Origin of the sequence: Lancefieldella parvula (assembly GCF_963547875.1) — a bacterium.
GTDB lineage: Bacteria > Actinomycetota > Coriobacteriia > Coriobacteriales > Atopobiaceae > Lancefieldella > Lancefieldella parvula_D.
In genome coordinates, this window is sequence record NZ_CAUUSI010000005.1 from 13,388 (window position 1) to 31,539 (window position 18,152).

Annotated in this window: 11 protein-coding genes; 3 read left to right on the forward strand and 8 right to left on the reverse strand. The window is 45.7% G+C overall.

Annotated elements, in window-relative coordinates; genetic code table 11:
• Window positions 1-37 precede the first annotated feature (37 nt).
• The 3 genes from RWJ96_RS03150 to RWJ96_RS03160 all read left to right on the forward strand — a co-directional run bounded on the left by RWJ96_RS03150 (window position 38) and on the right by RWJ96_RS03160 (window position 3,988).
• Window positions 38-1,102, forward strand: coding sequence for an extracellular solute-binding protein (locus RWJ96_RS03150; protein WP_314018898.1), 1,065 nt, complete (start codon window positions 38-40; stop codon window positions 1,100-1,102).
• Between the two features lie 92 nt (window positions 1,103-1,194).
• Entirely contained in the window at window positions 1,195-2,277 is a 1,083-nt protein-coding gene (locus RWJ96_RS03155) for an ABC transporter ATP-binding protein (protein ID WP_314018899.1), read from the forward strand.
• A gap of 1 nt (window position 2,278) precedes the next feature.
• Window positions 2,279-3,988: an iron ABC transporter permease gene (locus tag RWJ96_RS03160; RefSeq protein WP_314018900.1), complete on the forward strand. Its 1,710-nt coding sequence runs from the start codon at window positions 2,279-2,281 to the stop codon at window positions 3,986-3,988.
• 92 nt (window positions 3,989-4,080) lie between these two features.
• Here RWJ96_RS03160 and RWJ96_RS03165 read toward each other — a convergent pair whose 3' ends face one another.
• The 8 genes from RWJ96_RS03165 to RWJ96_RS03200 all read right to left on the reverse strand — a co-directional run bounded on the left by RWJ96_RS03165 (window position 4,081) and on the right by RWJ96_RS03200 (window position 18,146).
• A complete protein-coding gene (locus RWJ96_RS03165; protein WP_314018901.1) occupies window positions 4,081-7,518 on the reverse strand; it encodes a 4-alpha-glucanotransferase in 3,438 nt (1,145 codons plus the stop codon).
• Window positions 7,519-7,520: 2 nt separating this feature from the next.
• Window positions 7,521-9,020: a glycogen synthase GlgA gene (gene glgA / locus RWJ96_RS03170; protein ID WP_314018902.1), complete on the reverse strand. Its 1,500-nt coding sequence runs from the start codon at window positions 9,018-9,020 to the stop codon at window positions 7,521-7,523.
• Window positions 9,021-9,022: 2 nt separating this feature from the next.
• The gene (gene glgD, locus RWJ96_RS03175) at window positions 9,023-10,126 is read right to left on the reverse strand and encodes a glucose-1-phosphate adenylyltransferase subunit GlgD (protein WP_035427909.1); all 1,104 of its coding nucleotides are present in this window, start codon (window positions 10,124-10,126) and stop codon (window positions 9,023-9,025) included.
• Window positions 10,126-11,274, reverse strand: coding sequence for a glucose-1-phosphate adenylyltransferase (locus tag RWJ96_RS03180; protein WP_035427911.1), 1,149 nt, complete (start codon window positions 11,272-11,274; stop codon window positions 10,126-10,128). The genes glgD and RWJ96_RS03180 overlap by 1 nt, the downstream gene beginning before the upstream one ends.
• A 75-nt stretch (window positions 11,275-11,349) precedes the next feature.
• Complete coding sequence (locus tag RWJ96_RS03185) at window positions 11,350-13,779, reverse strand: glycogen/starch/alpha-glucan phosphorylase (protein WP_314018903.1); 2,430 nt, start codon at window positions 13,777-13,779, stop codon at window positions 11,350-11,352.
• A complete protein-coding gene (gene glgB, locus RWJ96_RS03190) occupies window positions 13,766-15,781 on the reverse strand; it encodes a 1,4-alpha-glucan branching protein GlgB (protein ID WP_314018904.1) in 2,016 nt (671 codons plus the stop codon). The genes RWJ96_RS03185 and glgB overlap by 14 nt, the downstream gene beginning before the upstream one ends.
• Before the next feature lie 340 nt (window positions 15,782-16,121).
• Entirely contained in the window at window positions 16,122-17,348 is a 1,227-nt protein-coding gene (locus tag RWJ96_RS03195; RefSeq protein WP_314018905.1) for an iron-containing alcohol dehydrogenase family protein, read from the reverse strand.
• Between the two features lie 51 nt (window positions 17,349-17,399).
• Complete coding sequence (locus RWJ96_RS03200) at window positions 17,400-18,146, reverse strand: zinc dependent phospholipase C family protein (protein WP_314018906.1); 747 nt, start codon at window positions 18,144-18,146, stop codon at window positions 17,400-17,402.
• Between the last annotated feature and the right edge of the window lie 6 nt (window positions 18,147-18,152).

Below are 18,152 nucleotides of genomic sequence, written 5' to 3' on the forward strand. Positions count from 1 at the left end.
AAGTAAATAATTATCCGGTTTTTGAAAAGGAGTTCCTATGAAAACCTCAATGACTCGTCGTGGCTTTGTTTCTGGTGCATGTGTAGCTGCAGCTGGGCTTGGTCTTGCTGGCTGTGATTCGGGAACTACCAAGAAAGAAGAGGGAGAGGGTACAAAGCAGGTTGGCGGAAGCATGACCATGTATACTCCAAACTCCGAAACTCTTGTAAATACTGTAATTCCAGCATTTGAGGAGGCAACTGGTATTAAGGTTGACCTCATTCAGGCTGGTACTGGTGAGCTCTTCAAGAAACTCCAGTCTGAGGCTTCAAAGCCAATTGCTGACGTCGTCTGGGGCGGTGCTTACAATATTTACCTTTCAAATGAAGATCTCTTTGAAAAATATACTTCTACCGAGAACGACAACGTAATTGAGCAGTATCGCAACACCAATGGTTTCTGCACTTATTACTGCCTTGATGGCTCTGTTCTTCTTCTGAATAAGGACCTTACCAAGGGCATGAACATCACTGGATATGCAGATCTTCTCCGCGATGACCTAAAAGACAAAATCATCTCTGCAGACCCTTCTAACTCCTCTTCTGCATTTGCACAGCTCACCAACATGCTTATTGACATGGGCGGCTATGAGTCTGATCAGGCTTGGGATTATGTTAAGCAGGTATTTACCCTCGTAAACGGAAAGATTGCAACTGGTTCTTCCAACGTTTACAAGACTGTCGCTGACGGCGAAAACGCCGTTGGCCTCTCTTATGAGGATCCATGCGTCCGCCTTCTTATTGATGGCGCAAATGTTGACGTTGTTTACCCAACCGAAGGAACAGTCTTCCTACCTGCAAATACGGGCATCATTAAGGGTGCCAACAATATGGAGCAAGCAAAGGCTTGGATTGACTTTATCGTCTCTCAGCCGGCTCAGAACATCATTGCTCGCGAGACAACCGCTCGTCCAGTTCGTACTGATGTTGAGATGAACCCTAACATGAAGCCAATCGATAAGATCAACATCAAAGAAGAGGATATGAAGTACGTCGCTAGCCACAAGGACGAAATCATTTCTCGCTATACCAAGATTTTTACTGATATTCAGAACAACAAGTAAGTACTGTTTGTATTAGTTTATGGCGAGAAAATCTTAGAGCTCTAAGGTTTTCTCGCCTTGCATGTAAACACTGTTTGAGCAAGGCGGTTCTAATGAGCGAAATTCGTATTGAGCATGCCCGCAAAGTCTACAACGGAAAAACTGTTGTAATTGATGACCTTAATCTCACTATTGAAAACGGTGAGTTATTCACACTCCTCGGCCCTTCTGGCTGCGGCAAGACCACTCTTTTGCGCATGATTGCTGGATTTAACTCTATTGAAGGCGGAGATTTCTTCTTTGGCGAAACCCGTATTAACGACATGGAGCCTAGCAAGCGTAATATTGGTATGGTTTTCCAAAACTATGCAATTTTCCCTCATCTAACAGTTAGGGATAATGTTGCTTTTGGTCTTAAACAACGCAAGGTTGCTAAAGAAGAACTCGAGACCAGAACAGATGAGTATCTTAAGCTGATGCAGATTGATCAATTTGCAGATCGTAAACCTGATCAGCTTTCTGGTGGTCAGCAACAGCGCGTCGCTCTTGCTAGGGCACTTGTTATTAATCCAGACGTCCTTCTAATGGATGAGCCTCTTTCAAATCTAGATGCAAAGCTTCGCGTTGATATGCGTCAGGCTATCCGTGATATTCAGCGTAGTATTGGTATTACAACGGTATACGTTACTCATGACCAGGAAGAAGCAATGACAATTTCTGACCACATTGCTGTTATGAACCTGGGTGAGATTCAACAAGTAGGTTCTCCAAAGGAGCTTTATCACAAACCACACAATGAGTTTGTTGCAAACTTTATTGGTAAAACTAATCTCATTGATGCAAAGATAATTAAAGAAAACAATAAGACTTTCCTCCAGATTGGCGAGTATAAGCTTGAGCTTCAGGAATATGACCATGTAGAACCACAGGACGTTCGTGTTTCTATTAGGCCTGAGGAATTCATTAAAGACGAGTCAGGTGTTATAGAAGCAACTGTTGATAATAGTGTTTACCTTGGCTCAAGTGTTAATTATCTGCTGAACACAAACTTTGCTGAACGCATTGAGGTAACTGAAGAGTCCACATTTGAGGAAAATCTAAAACCTGGCGACGTTATTCATCTGGCTGTTAACACATCAAAGATTAACATCTTCACCGCAGACGGTACTCAAAACCTTTTAGAGCAGGTGAAGTAGTATGGCGGGTGTAGCAATAGAAAAAACCGCAAAGGTAAAAGGCTCTTCTTCCCTTAATTGGAATATGTGGACCACAATTACCATGGTAGTCTTTGTGATTTACCTTACCTTTTTGGTTTACCCTATCTTGACAGTTTTAAGTAAAGCAGTATTCGTAGATGGTTCATTTACTTTGAGCTCATTTACCGAGTTTTTTACCAACGAATACTACAGTCAAACACTTCTGAACAGTGTTGTAGTTTCCAGTCTTGGAACACTTCTATCGCTTCTTCTTGGTTCTGTTATGGGCTACCTCTTTGCCATGTTTGACTTTAGAGGTAAGCCTCTTCTTCAAATCTTAATTGTTGTCGCTTCTATGTCCCCACCTTTTGTCGGTGCATATTCTTGGATCCTTCTTCTTGGTAGAAGCGGTGTTATTACAACATTTTTCGTAAATGTCTTACATCTTCCACAAATCAACATTTACGGAATTCCAGGAATTGTTCTGGTTTTTACGCTTCAGCTTTTCCCATTAGTATTCATGTATGTCTCGGGTGCTCTTAAAAAAGTTGATAGCTCTGTTCTTGAAGCAGCCGCGTCAATGGGATGCACGGGTGTAAAACGTTTCTTTAGCGTCCTCTTGCCCCTAATGACACCGACCATTATTGCATCTGCACTTTTGGTATTCATGAAATCATTTGCAGACTTTGGCACACCAATGCTTATTGGTGAAGGTTATAGAACCTTCCCTGTTACCATCTATCAAGAATTTATTTCCGAAGTTGGTGGCAATGATACCTTTGCGGCAGCTCTTGCAATTATCGCAATTGTTATTGCCATGCTGCTCTTCTTTATTCAGCAAGCAATAGCAAATAAATTCAGCTTTACCATGAACTCACTGCATCCAATTGAACCATCCCCTGTTCATGGCTGGAAAAAAATTCCACTACTGGGTTTTGTTTATTTCATTATCGCTATGGCAATTTTGCCTCAAGGCTATCTTGTTTACACTTCATTCCTCAAGACAAGCGGCATGATTTTTGTTCCAGGATATTCCTTCAACAGCTATATTCAGGTCTTTACACGACCGGGCTTCACCACAGCCATTTTTAATACTCTGCGCATTCCTCTGATTGCACTTGTTATTGTTTTGTTTATTGGTGTTACCCTCGCTTATGTTGCAGTTAGACATCGCAATGTCCTAACTAAGCTCACGGATACCTTAGGCATGATGCCTTATATCATTCCTGGTACTGTTTTGGGTATTGCCTTTATTACCGCATTTAATTCTGGTATTGGTGGAAGTGGTTTTTTGGCGATCACTGGAACGGTGACTATCATGGCAGTTTCATTCGCTATGCGAAGGCTTCCCTTTACTGTTAGATCTTCAGAAGCAATTTTGCGCCAAATTCCTATTACCATTGAAGAGGCCGCCGAAAGTCTAGGTTCATCAAGGTTCAATACCTTCCTAAAAATAACTGTCCCAATGATGGCTTCAGGAATTGTTTCAGGAGCAATCCTTACCTGGATTACTATGATTACCGAGCTTTCTACTTCAATTCTGCTTTACACCGTCAAGACTAAAACAATGACCGTTGCAATCTATACCGAGGTCCTTCGTGGAAACTACGGTACTGCAGCCGCACTTTCTACTATCTTGATTCTATTCACTGTTCTTTCTCTGATTCTGTTCATGAAAGTCTCAGGAAGTAAAGACATCACCATGTCATAGTAGACTTGTCAAAGCATCTGCAAGTAAAAGGTCCTTCTCGCCAGTCGAGAAGGACCTTTTGTTGTAACTGAAGTATGAAAGAAGCCTAACTTCTAAGCGCCGAGCTTGCTCTGGTGCAGTTCAACAAACCTTTGCAGCTTTTGAACAACCTGTGGCGTGAGCATATCCTTTTTAACCTGCCAAGACCAATTGCCTTCAGCTTTACCAGGAATGTTCATACGAGCATCGTCAGAAAGACCTAAGACGTCCTGTAGCGGCAAAATAACCACTGCATTAGAAGTGCCAACTACTTGCTCCATAAGGTGGTCGAAAATCTGGTGCGATTCATCAGTTGCCTGGCCGCCGGTAAAACGAGCTTCTACAAAACCCATAAGCGTTTGCGTATCATGGGTACCGCTGTACACAATAGACTCCTGAGCTGGTGTAAAGGAATATCTACAATCTCCATCGGCAAACTGGATAACACTCATACCAGGGAAACCTGTCTGAGAAAGCAATGCTCGGACAGCAGGAGTAACTGCTCCTAAATCTTCTGCAATAAAAGGTAGTGGTCCAAGCTGCTTATAAGCAACATCAAACAGCTCCAGGCCGGGACCAAACTTGAATGAGCCCTCGGCAGCAGTCTTTCCCTGCTCAATAGCATAGTAAGACGTAAAGCCAATAAAATGGTCCAGCCTGGTATAGTCATACAGATAGAAAGACCTGCGGAATCGCTCAATCCACCAACGGTATCCCTCGTCTTTATGAGTCTGCCAGGTATACGTTGGATTGCCCCACAGTTGGCCATCTTGAGAAAACGCGTCAGCAGGAGCGCCGGCCTGAAGCTCTGTATGTCCAGTAGCATCAAGGGCAAAAAGCTCTGGATGTGCCCAAACATCAGCGGAATCCTCTGAAACAAACATGGGCATGTCGCCAATAATCTGAATGCCTTTAGCACGAGCCTCCGCTAATGTCTGACTCCAAATTACGTCAAAAGCAAATTGCTGCTTTCGGTGAAGTTCGATTGCCTGAGCAAGCTCAGGACGCTCAAGAAGCTCTTGCGACCAGCTGCGATACTGCTCAGGCCAATCCTGCCATACTTCCTCTCCCAGTAGGTCTTTAATAGCGCGGAACGCCGCATACGAATCAAGCCAATACGAGTTTCTCGCGCAGAATTCCTGGTATTCAGCGGCTCGCGTGCTCTGAGGATCATCGCACTCAGAAATGACTCTCTCCATTGCCGCTGGATCAAGCAGATTGATGTTTCCTGCAAAAGCGGAAATTCCCGCGTAAGGAGAACCGTATTCATCGGTTGGACTGACAGGCAAAATCTGCCAATACTTCTGGCCAGATTTGGCGAGAAAATCGATGAACTCGGAAGTCTCGCGACCAATGACACCAGGCTTCTGTCCTGGCGTAATTGCGGAGTCCTCATCGGCAGGTAGAGAAGTTATATGAGCAAGCACTCCCATGCCGGGCTCAAGGGGCTTTTGCAGCCTGTGAGCTGGCTGCACGTTTAGGACAGTGCATCCGAGCTGCCACAAAAAGACCTCTGCTTTGCCGTCCTTAACGGGGACTGCTTGGCCACTAATAACATCAATAACCTGCATGTTTTGAGGTACAGAAACATATACTGTTTTAGCATCTGAGCGACTCTTGTTTACTAGAACACAAATGCCAGAAGCGGCTTTGCCCTGCTGCTCTTGCTGCTTATCTTTTTGAAGAGGCTTACGCCAAAATGCCAGAACGTCATCAGATCCACATTCTGGGACAAATGGTTCAAACGAGCCATCTACCAGTAGTGGGAGGGTCTTTCTTAACGCAATAGCATTACGATATATGTGCAAGTAGTCCAAGTCAGCACGAGGACTGCTTCCTGGCCATGGCATAGTTGCGCGATTTGTTGGGTCAACAAATCCCTCAACGCCCATCTCATCGCCGTAGTAAATTGATGGAACGCCGGGAAGTGTCATCTGCAGCACAGCTGTCTGCCACATACGAGCCTTAGAAAGACCGCGCTGATCAGCAGAAAGTCTGTACGTTACCTGTTCATGAGCAGAAAGAGCATCAGGAGCAGGAGCTCCAGCAACTACGTTAATCAGTCGCTCTTTGTCATGTGTTCCAAACACATTCAGGCAAGAATAAAACGCCTCGTGAGGATAGTTTTCCCACAGCTCCTCAAGAGCTAAAGCAGTTGACTCAGCACCAGCCTCATTCATCAAAAATGAAAGAATGGACTTGCGTAGAGGATAATTCATAGGTCCGTCGAGCTCAGAGCCTTCCAGATAATGCCTGAGTTTTCCGTACGCACGCTTATTGCTTGCGTCCTCCCAGACCTCTCCGATAATAACTGCGTCGCTACGCTCTGCAAGTGCAGCCGCACGAATCTTCTGTATAAACGAATCAGAAATCTCATCTGCAACGTCTAAGCGCCAACCACGGGCACCACGACGCAGCCACGTTCTAATAACGCCATCCTTGCCACAAATAAACTCCTGATAATCGGGGTTATCGGAGACAATAGTTGGAAGTGCGTCTACACCCCACCAGCTCTCATACGTTCCATCCTCACGGAACGTAAACCACTCATCATAGGGCGAGCCAGCCTGCTGAACTGCTCCTGGTTCAGAGTAGTTAGAAAATTTATTAAAGTATTTTGAATCAGCACCACAATGATTAAAAACACCATCCAAAATAATGGAAATACCATGCTCAGCAGCTTTAACGCAGAGGCGTTCAAAATCCTCTACAGTGCCTAACACAGGATCAACTTCCAAATAATCCGCAATATCGTAGCGATGATTACTGGCAGCAGCATTGATTGGATTCAAATAAAGCGCAGTTATTCCAAGGTTTTCCAAGTAGGAAAGCTTCTCTTCAATACCTGCCAAAGAACCGCCGTAGAAATCCCACTCAGTTATGCGGCCGTTAGCATCTTTTTGATACTCAGGAGTCTTCTCCCAGTCTTCAACCAGCTGGCGAGAAACCCCATTTCTTGGAACAGCAAGCGCCTGCTTGGTACGTTCGTGCCAGTTTGCATCTCGTGCAAACCTGTCAGGGAAAATCTGGTAGACAACTCCACCCTTGTACCAGCTAGGGTCTTCTACACCTGCAAAGCTGCCACGAGACTTATAGCAAGTAATCTGAAATGATGGTGGCTCGCCATAGGCAAAGCTACCAACACCGATGCATCTACTTTCTTGAGCACCATATGACCAAACTGCTCCGTCAGAAGCCTGAAGCTCAAAACGATACCAAATAAGGCCCGTAGCAGCTGGTTTAACAATTGCCTCAAAGCACTGCGCATAGTCAGGTACATCAGTCGGAAGCGCGCCAGCAAAATCACTCTTTTGCATCACAACGCATTTCTCGCCAGACAGAGCTTGGGCCTCTGGAGACAATTCAGGGCCATACTCTTGCCAGAGACGAAGCGTTACTGATTGAACATCATCGTCCCAAGCAAATATTCTGATTGTTGCTGAAGTACCTAGTTCTACCGCGCCTTTTGGATCTCTACAAACAATGTTTGAGGTGTTGTGAAAAGCCTGCATTCTTACCAATCTCGACGACGTACATACCTGATAATTTCAGGGTGTAGTAAATGATACACGTCAAGATATTCATTTGCAGCGTTATGCCAACTAAAGTCCTCTGCCATCGCCTGTTTTACAAGATTTGTCCACGCTTGTTTATCGTTTCTATAAACATCGGCGGCGTACAGAATAATATCTGCCATTTCATCTGCGTTTTGATTGGCAAAACTAAAGCCGGTTCCTTCTCCCGTAAACTGGTTGTACGGTTTTACAGAATCTGCCAGACCGCCCGTCTCGCGAACAACAGGAAGCGTGCCATAACGCATAGAAATCATCTGAGAAAGACCGCAAGGCTCAAACTCTGATGGCATCAAGAACATATCCGCACCTGCATACATGCGGTGAGAAAGCGCAATATCAAACTCAATACGTGCAGCCATACGGTTGCCATAGTGCTCATCAAAGAAGCGCATAGCATCTTCTTGTTCGGCATCGCCCGTTCCTAAAACAGCAACTTCAATACCTGCACAAATGAGACGGTCCATCGCATAGCGAATCAGGCCCAAACCCTTCTGGTTGGTCAAGCGCGTAACCATTACCGCAAGAGGTACATCTGGATTTACCTCAAGTCCCAGCTCTTCTTGCAATTGACGCTTACACTCAGCTTTACCCTCCATATGACGTGCCGAGAAGTTTTGTGGAATGTAGGGATCGCTTGCAGGTGACCATGTACCAATATCAATGCCGTTTAAAATTCCACGCAGTACACTTTGACGGCGACGGAAGATATCATCCATTCCCTCTCCGAAGTGCTCTGTCTGCAGTTCCTGAGCATACGTTGGGCTAACGGTAAGCAGATAATCGGAGTAGCAAAGTGCGCCCTTCATAAAGTTGATAGAGCTTGCGTCACACCTCAGTTGATCAACTGCAGCAGGAATATCAGCAAGACCCAGTACGTCACTGAGCATCTTGTCAGTAAACTGTCCCTGGAACTTAACGTTATGAATGGAGAAAACTGTCTTAACGTTTTGGACCTCAGGGACGCCCTGATAATGTTCGCGTAAAAATACGGGTGCTAATGCCGTTTGCCAGTCATTGCAGTGCAGAACGTCGCAGGAGAGCTCTGGGACGTGTGCAATCAGCTCACACAGAGCCTTGGAGAAGAACGCATAGCGCTCTCCATCATCAAAGTAGCCATAAAGGCCATCACGAGCAAAGTAAGACTCGTTATCTACAAAGTAAAAATCAACGCCTTCATGAATCAGATGCCAAAGCCCACAATATTCAAAGCGCCACGAAAGAGGCACCTGAAGCTCGTAGACCTTCTTCATCTTTTGTTTCCACTCGGGCTTAATGGAGCTGTAGAGTGGCGAGATAACCGCCACTCTTGCTCCTACTTTTTTAAGTGCTTGTGGCAATGAACCCGAGACATCTCCAAGGCCGCCCGACTTGGAAAAAGGCGCCACCTCTGAACTTGCATAGACAACGCGAAGTTTGCGACGCTTGGAGACTTGGGACATTATTACGCCACCCTCTTATTGTTTTTACGCTGAAGAAGAATTTCTTCGCTGGTACCACGAAGCTCAGTACCTGCAGGAATAATATTAGAACGGTCTACAATAGCGTGCTCGACTACAGAACCTTCCTTAACAATGCAACCTTCCATCACAATAGAATCGCGTACTACTGCGCCACGCTCAATGATGACGTTACGACCAAGGATGGAACCGGTAACAGATCCACGGATACGGCAGCCTGCAGAAATAGTAGAGTTACTTACCTTTGAGCCAATCTCAAATTTTGCAGGAGCGGTATCGTGAGCCTTTGTCTTAATGGAACGCTCTGGGGTAAAGAGCTCATTTGCTGGCATGGGGTTCAAAAGCTCCATGTTAGCCTGATAATAAGAGTTCTTTGAGAAGATAGATGCTACATGGCCCTCAAAGTGGAAGGTACGGACCTTAACACGGTTGTAGTCAGCATGAAGCGCCTCAAAGAGGTCAAGATAATCAGTAGCTCTATACCAATCAAGCATATCAATAAGCAGGTCACGCTTGATAATAAAGCAGTCAAGGGAAGCTTCATCTCCGCGCTGGACACCATTATGTGTCTTGACTACGCGGTCACCTTCAAGCTCAACACCAACAACATCTCTATCGTTATAACGAGTGGTGTAGGTCATCATGGTAATGTCCGCGTCAGACTCTAGATGCTGATCAAGCAGCTCGGTAAGATCAGCGTTGTAAACAAAGTTTGAAGTGGACAACAGAACATACTCTGCGTCAGTTCTCTCAAGATAAGGTCTGTTGGAAATCAGATCTCTGAGCAGGAAACGAGCGCCTGTGTGAGAGGTACCAAAAGCGGATCCTGGCAAGATAAACATGCCACCGCTCTTGCGGTCCAAGTTCCAGTCTTTACCAGAGCCAAGGTGATCAATGAGTGAGCGATAGTTAAAGGGCATGATGACACCAACGGTACTAATGTCCGAATTAACCATATTTGAAAGAGGAAAATCCACCAGGCGATATCTTCCCAAGAAAGGCATGGATGCAATTGGGCGTACATCATTGGCGATTTCCATGTTAGTAGACGCATAATTGCAGGTAATAAGACCAATTACTCTATTCATTATTGCTCACCTCTTTCGACTACTACATCATTTCCAACAACAGCAATCTCCTTGTTCAAATCAGAGCTGCCAATATGGACGTTCTTCTCGACCACAGCGTTCTCGCCAAGAATTGCACGAATAACCACCGCACCAGGTTTAACTTCTGCGCCAGGAAGAAGTACGGAGTCAATAACGCGCGCTCCCTCACCAATAACGGCATCGGTAGACAAAATTGAATGGCGAGAATAACCAAAGATCTGGCATCCGTTGCTTACCAGACAGTCGTCTACCTCTCCAAAAGCGCCAATGTACGCTGGTGGACGGGTGGAAGCATTAGACAAGATAGGGAACTTGTCCGAGAAGATGTCAAACTTAGGCTCAGAGCCAAGCAGATCCATGCTGGTCTCATGATAGCTTGCAATAGTACCTACATCACGCCAGAAGCCCTCAAAGCGATAAGCAAAAAGACGTTTACCATCATCAAGCAACGTCGGAATAATATCGCCGCCAAAGTCATGAGAAGATTCAGGGTTCTTTGCGTCCTCACGCAAAGTCTCAAGAAGCAGGTCTGTGCTAAAGATATAGATTCCCATGGACGCCAGGTTGGACTCTGGCTCTTTGGGTTTCTCGGAAAACTTGGTGATCCTATCCTCATCATCAATGGACATGATGCCGAAGCGAGAGGTCTCTTCCCAAGGAACAGGCATGACGGCAATCGTAAGGTCTGCGTTGTTCTTCTTATGGCAGGCGAGCATCTCGCCGTAGTCCATACGGTAAAGCTGATCGCCAGAGAGAATTAGTACGTAATCAGGGTTATTCTGCTCAATGTAACCAATATTCTGGGTGACGGCATCTGCGGTTCCCGCATACCATGCACCACCAGACTGTGTTGCGAAGGGAGGCAGAATTGAAATTCCACCACCGCGCTCATCAAGGTCCCAAGCACTACCTGATCCCACGTAAGAGTGCAGCAAATACGGACGATACTGTGTCAAAACACCTACCGTAGAAATTCCTGAATTTGCGCAGTTGGATAATGCAAAGTCAATAATGCGGAACTTGCCACCAAACGAGACAGCAGGTTTAGCTACTTTTGAGGTCAGAGCACCTAAGCGGCTTCCCTGTCCTCCTGCAAGTAGCATTGCAAGACATTCCCTTTTGCTCATATCCAAATCTCCTCTCTCCCCAACAGAGGTCTATATTCTCAACGCCCTACGACGATTGAACCTAAACGCAGATCCTTACACGTGCCAAATATCTTCCATGTACTCCCTGATAGTTCTATCAGCCGAGAAGAATCCAGAGTTTGCAGTATTGTGAAGTGCGCGAGCATTCCAGCTACGACGATCTGCATAGGACTGAGTAAGCTCTTCCCATGCCTTCACATAGGCGTCAAAGTCAATAAGCACCAGGTCAGGATCATTGTTGATCAGCAGATAGTCGTGAATTGACTCAAAGTTGCCAGAGAGTCGGCTCAACGAACCATCGGTCAGCATATTTACAATGCGAGCCAGCGTTGGGTTCTGGTTAAGCAGGTTTTGTGCAAAGTAGGTGCCGGAAGCATATACCTGCTGGACCTCGTCTGCACGAAGACCAAAAATCTTGATGTTCTCTGGTCCTGCAAGCTCAGAGATCTCAATATTTGAACCGTCATATGTTCCAAGTGTCAGAGCCGCATTCATCATAAGCTTCATGTTTGAGGTACCAGAAGCCTCTGCACCAGCAACTGAAATCTGCTCTGAAATATCAGATGCAGCATAGATAAGCTGTGCATTTGAAACAGCAAAGTTTGGAATAAAGACAACCTTCAGACGACCCTCAATGCGCTCGTCGTTGTTAACCACGTCTGCAACGGAGTGAATAAGTCGAATGACTTCCTTTGCAAAGGTATAGCTCTGAGCAGCCTTGCCCGAGAAAATAAAGGTTGTTGGAGCTGGCTTATAGCTTGGGTCATCAAGCATGCGGTTGTAGAGATACAAAATCTTAAAGACATTAAGCAGCTGACGCTTATATGCATGGAAGCGTTTTACCTGCGTATCAAAGATGGTATTGGTATCCATCTCAACACCGGTTGTCTTCTTGACGTATGCAGCAAGACGCTCTTTTTCTTCTTTCTTTGCAGCGTCCATCTTGTCCAAGAACTCAGCATTATTCTCAAAAGCAGAAAGCTTCTGAAGTTCATTGGCATCATCAAGCCAGCCGGTACCGATAGCCTCAGTAATAAGCTTTGCGTAAGCGGTATTAGCCTGTGCCAAGAAGCGACGGTGGCAGATGCCGTTAGTCTTGTTATTAAAGATTTCTGGACGAAGCTTGTAGAAGTCCTTCAAAACACTCTGCTTCAAAATGTTAGTGTGCAGATCAGATACACCGTTAACCGAGTGGCTAAACAAAATAGAGAGGTTAGCCATACGAACGGTGTTATCCCACAACACAGCTGTTGAGGCGAGAAGTTCGGTGTTGCCGTTAGAGTCAACAAGCAGCTGCTCCTTATAGCAACGATCAACCTCGTCGATAAACATATACAAGCGAGGAAGCAGCTCACGGAAGGTGTTAATAGGCCACTTCTCAAGAGCCTCAGGCATAACGGTGTGGTTGGTATAAGAAATTGCGTTTCTCGCGATATCAAATGCCTCATTAAAGTCAACGCCATGGTCATCGACAAGCAGACGCATAAGCTCTGGTCCGCACATTGCTGGGTGCGTATCGTTAGTGTGGATACAGACGTGATCTGCAAAGTGTTCCCAATCCTCGCCGTACTTATCCTTATAAGCACGAAGAATGGTCTGAAGACCAGCGGAAACAAACAAATACTCCTGCTTTAAGCGAAGAATGCGTCCGTGCTCACCAGAGTCATTTGGATACAGAATGGTTGAAATTGCCTCAACGTCAGAGCGGAACTTATTAGCACGGGCATAATCGCCGGCGTTAAAAGCATCAAGATCAAAGTCTTCCTCTGCTGGCTCTGCAGACCAAAGACGCAGCTTATTTACGGTTTTTGCGCCATAGCCAACAATAGGCACATCGTATGGAACAGCCCTTACTACCTGGCCACCCTCTTGCGAGAACCAGAAATTGCCATTCTCGTCCTCATGCCTTACAACTGTGCCACCAAAGCGCACCAGTACGCTAGAATCGTCTTTTCTGACTTCCCATGGATATCCATTTGCCAGCCAGTTATCGGTACGCTCTACCTGGCGTCCATCCTTAATCTCCTGGCGGAAGAGACCATAACGGTATCTCATACCGTTACCAAAGCCAGCCATGCCCTCGTGCGCCATGGAATCAAGGAAACAAGCGGCAAGTCTACCCAGACCACCATTGCCAAGGCCAGGGTCTACCTCCTGAGCAGCAAGCTCCTGAAGCGAAGTACCCATTTCTTTAAGGCCCTCTGCAACAACGTCGGTGATACCAAGATTGAGTAGATAATTCTCAAGTAGTGGTCCTAGAAGGAACTCAAGAGAGAAGTAATAGACCTGCTTGTCAGCATGAATATAGGAGGTTGACTGAATTTCTCGCGCCTTTTCTGCAATGAGGTGGGCAAGAACGTTATAGCGCTCCTGATCAGTGCATTCTCCATAGTATTTGCCAAGAATCTTGATGAACTTATCGCGATACTGCTCTTCAAAGTCTTGTTTATCGTTAAAAATGTTTTGTCCGTTATTTACGGCCATGCTTCCCCCTCTTTGGAAGTTCTTTCTCAAACGCTAAAACAATGCCACCAAGCGGAGGAACAGACAGCTCTACCGAATAATCTCTTCCATTCCATGCCACTGGCTTGGTGGAAAGTTTCTTAGTATTCACAATACCCGAACCGCCAAACTCTTTTGCGTCGGAATTAAACACTTCTTTCCACACACCTGCAGAAGGCATGCCTAAACGGAAGTTCTGATGGGTTGCAACGTCAAAATTGATGAGAATAACCAGGTCCTCGGAAGGCTTTCTTCCGTGACGAACAAACGAGATGATTGATTGCTCATTATTGTCTGCGTCAATCCAATCAAATCCACGGTTGTCGTAGGCATACTGCCAAAGTCCTGGATGGTTCTTATAGAAATGATTAAGAGCCTTAATAAATGCCTGCTGATGAGCGTGAGTTGGATACTCCTCAGTCAAGTAATACTCAATACCCTCGTAGTAGCGCCACTCAATAAACTGCGCAATCTCGTTGCTCATAAAGTTGAGTTTAGCGCCCGGATGAGTCATCTGATGAAGCGCCAGAGCCCTCATGCCAGCAAACTGTCTCCACCAATCCCCTGGCATACGCTGAATAAGGCTACACTTACCATGAACAACCTCATCATGGCTCAGTGGCAGCACAAAGTTCTCGTTGAACTGGTACATGCTAGAGAAGGTCAGAAGACGGTGGTTGCCTGGTCTATAAGGGAAATCAGTCTGACAATAGTGCAGAGTATCATTCATCCAGCCCATATCCCATTTAAGGTTAAAGCCAAGTCCTCCAACCTCTGGAGGATAGGTAACCAGCGGCCATGCTGTGGACTCTTCTGCAATCATAAGAACGTCAGGATGCTCTTTCTGAGCAGTCTCATTACAAAGACGCAAGAAAGCACTTGCATCCAAATCTTCTTCAGTTCCCTTATGGTTAAAACGCTTCTGAGAAGGATCGTCGATACCAAAATTCATATACAACATGCTACTGACGCCATCGACACGAATGCCGTCAGCGTGATACTCATTCAGCCACATGAGTAGGTTGGAAACAAGGAAGCTTCTAACCTCACCACGAGTAAGATTAAACTTAAGAGTTCCCCAGTTAGGATGCTCTTTTTCTTCAAAGAGCCTAGTGCCATCAAACTCTGCAAGACCATGAGCGTCTTTGCAGAAGCCTCCTGGGACCCAGTCTAAAATGACACCGATGCCAGCCTGATGGCAGCAATCAATAAAGTGTTTGAACTGGGCAGGATTGCCATACCTTGAGGTGGGAGCAAAATAACCCGTTACCTGATAACCCCAAGATCCATCAAAAGGGTGCTCCATAACGGGGAGAAGTTCGATGTGGGTGTAGCCCATCTCTTTAACGTAAGCTACCAGCTCTTCTGACAATTCATCATAGGTGTAGAAAGCATCTACGTTGGTATCAAAGTAATCTTTAGGTTCTTCAGCCTGCTCTGCAGCTTCTGCATCAGCAGAATCTTCCTCTTGGGCAGTCAGGTCAGTATGCTGCTTCCAGCTTCCAAGATGAACTTCAAAGATGTTAAGAGGACTATGCAGGAACTTAAGCGATGCACGCCTTTTCATCCATGCATCGTCTTCCCAAACATACACGTCTGGGTCAAACGTAATAGATGCCGTATGTGGCCTGACCTCTGCATATGTACCATAGGGGTCAGCCTTAAAAATCTTCTGTCCAGAAGCGGATACAATCAGGAATTTATACAATACTTCCGAGGTGATTCCTGGAATAAAGCCTTCCCAGATTCCGCCGTATTTTGAACGAGAAAGAACGTTGACGGTATCATCCCAATTATTAAAATCTCCAACAACAGAGACAGAGGCCGCATTGGGTGCCCAAACAGCAAAATGATAGCCTTCAACTCCATCTTCTTGAACCGCAGGGTGTGCACCTAATTTCTTGTGGCTCTGGAACCATTTTCCTTGTGCAAACAAGTATGCATCCTGGTCACTTACAGCTAACGATGCATTTAACTCTGCCATGCTCACCTCCGCGCTTACCAATGAAATCTACACATTTTATAGATTTGTTATCCATAAAGACTCGTAGTTGATAGTTACTAAGATAAACCATTGCAAGGTAAAACACGGTAACAAACACTCAATATGTCTTTCACCGATAAAAAACGACCGTACACGTTATTTTTTGTTTGTGCTAAATTTTGTTAATTATAGTGAATAAAAATTGCAACTAAAAGAAATGGCAGCTTATCCAAATAAACTGCCATTTGATACATAAACTTTTTATATAACCGTGAAGCGACTTAAGAAAGCTGGCTCCTACAAGTCCTCTTCCTACAGTGATTCTTCAGGTTACTTGCAACTACATCTTGCGTGGTACAGCCGTCTCAGCTGAAGGAGCGTGTGCAGCAATTACATCAAGAGCTGCTGTCTCTTGGTCCTTCTCGCCAGAAGCAACTGCCCTACCGTATGCATCGGTATCAAGAATTGCCTGGCGGAAACGATCAGTTGTAAAGCCATAAGGAGCGCGACCCCACTCGTTAGTCTTCTGAGCTCGCTCAACAATGATGTCCAGGTCAGCGTCAACTGATTCTGGAGTAATGTCCAGATCGGCCAAGGTGGTTGGGAGACCAAGCTTTCTATTAAGCGCCACCTGCTCCTCAAGTGCCTTAAGGTTGCCGTCAAAGGCATACAAAACGCAGGTACCAAAGGAAACAACCTCACCATGAAAGTGTTTCTCGCCGCGCTCGCCCAGAGCAGTAAAGGCATTGTAGAAGGCATGAGCGGTAGAGGAATTAAAGTAATACGCGCCGCGCTCTGCACCAATATTGGTTGTCATGTTAGACACCACGCCAGCGGTAATAATGATGTTCAGAACAACGTTCTCAAACGCCTCAGAGACAACACCAGCGCGCTTATCTGCCAGCGCCTGCTCTGCGTTATCAAACAGAGGCTCAATGCAAGCGCCTGCAGCAAGAGCTCGTCCCATAAGAGGGCTGTGGAGCAGCTCAACTTCTCTGGAAGAAAGCTCAACCTCAGGGCCCTTAGAGAAAGCGTCACCAATTCCCGCCCAGAAGTACTCATCAGGACTCTCTGCAATAATCTGCGTATCAATAAAGGTATGAACAGGAAGCTCAGCAGGAATGAAGTACGTATCTGCAGAACCATCCTCTTTATAGAAAACAGCAATTCTTGTTACAGGAGCGCAGTTAGAAGCAAGTGTTGGGAAGGTAAAGTATGGCTTATCCAGGATGGTTGCAATCTCTTTACCCTCATCAATTGCGCGACCACCGCCAACAAGGAAGAGCATATCAGCAGCAATAACCTCAGGCATCGTTGCAATTCTCTTGGCATTTGCGTGTGTAGAGTTAGTGCCGTAAGAAATCCAAGAAGAGATAGAAACCTCAGAACCCGCAAGTGCAGCCTCAAGCTTTGGACGTGCCTTCTCCATTGCAGTTGGTCCACCAATAACTACGGCATTTTTGCCAAAGCGCTTAACAATGTGTAGTACCGACTTATAAGCATCAACACCAATGGTGTATGAAGGCAGATACTCCGTAAATGTTCCGCGAGATTCCATCTTTTCCATAGCGTCCTCCAAAACCTATCTCAGAAAAGCGAGAATATAACTTTAACTGAATTAGTTATGTTTTTGCAGCATAAATCCTTGAACGAGCGTTTCCTCTGCCTCTTTATAGGCTGACGAGAAAAACTCTGTATCAAGCATTTGATACTGCGGGGAGCTCACACTATTCTGGCGATTCTCCTCTGCAATGCGCTGTATAACCTGAAGTGTTTGCTCAACATCTGAATGCGTAAACCCATACTGTGGATGAGCAGCAGCAACTGCAAAGAGCTCATCAGATGCTTCTGGCAGACGATTCATATCAAGCGAGCGCCCGTAAACATCAAAATCTGCTTGCTTACGAATACGTGCATCTTCTCCTGTTGGAATATGATGAGCACGCAAAAATGCCCGTGTATGAGCGTTATACACATGGTCGCAAACAAGGTGGCACCAAATGCCCACGATAAGCTCTCTGAGCTGGCGCTGATCTACTAAGCTGCGCTGCTCAGCTGAGCAATAACTCACATTTGGCTGGATAAAGTCAGTCTGTAGCAGATATTCGGCTGGATTAAGGCCGCCCATAAAATTACGCTGATACCGCTTATAACTTGGAATAGGCAAACTTCCTGGGTATGACTGATGGCTTCGACCGTATCTCACCTTGTGAGAATAGTCTGGAACCATAAAGCCAATGTGCACATCAGGAGCAACGTTTCCAAGCAGAAATGCATCAGGGTAGTGAATATCTACACCCAAGCAACCGGCTCCTTTCTCAAGGAGCCGGTCAGCATGAGCAATATGTACGTTCCAACTTGGCACTACAAT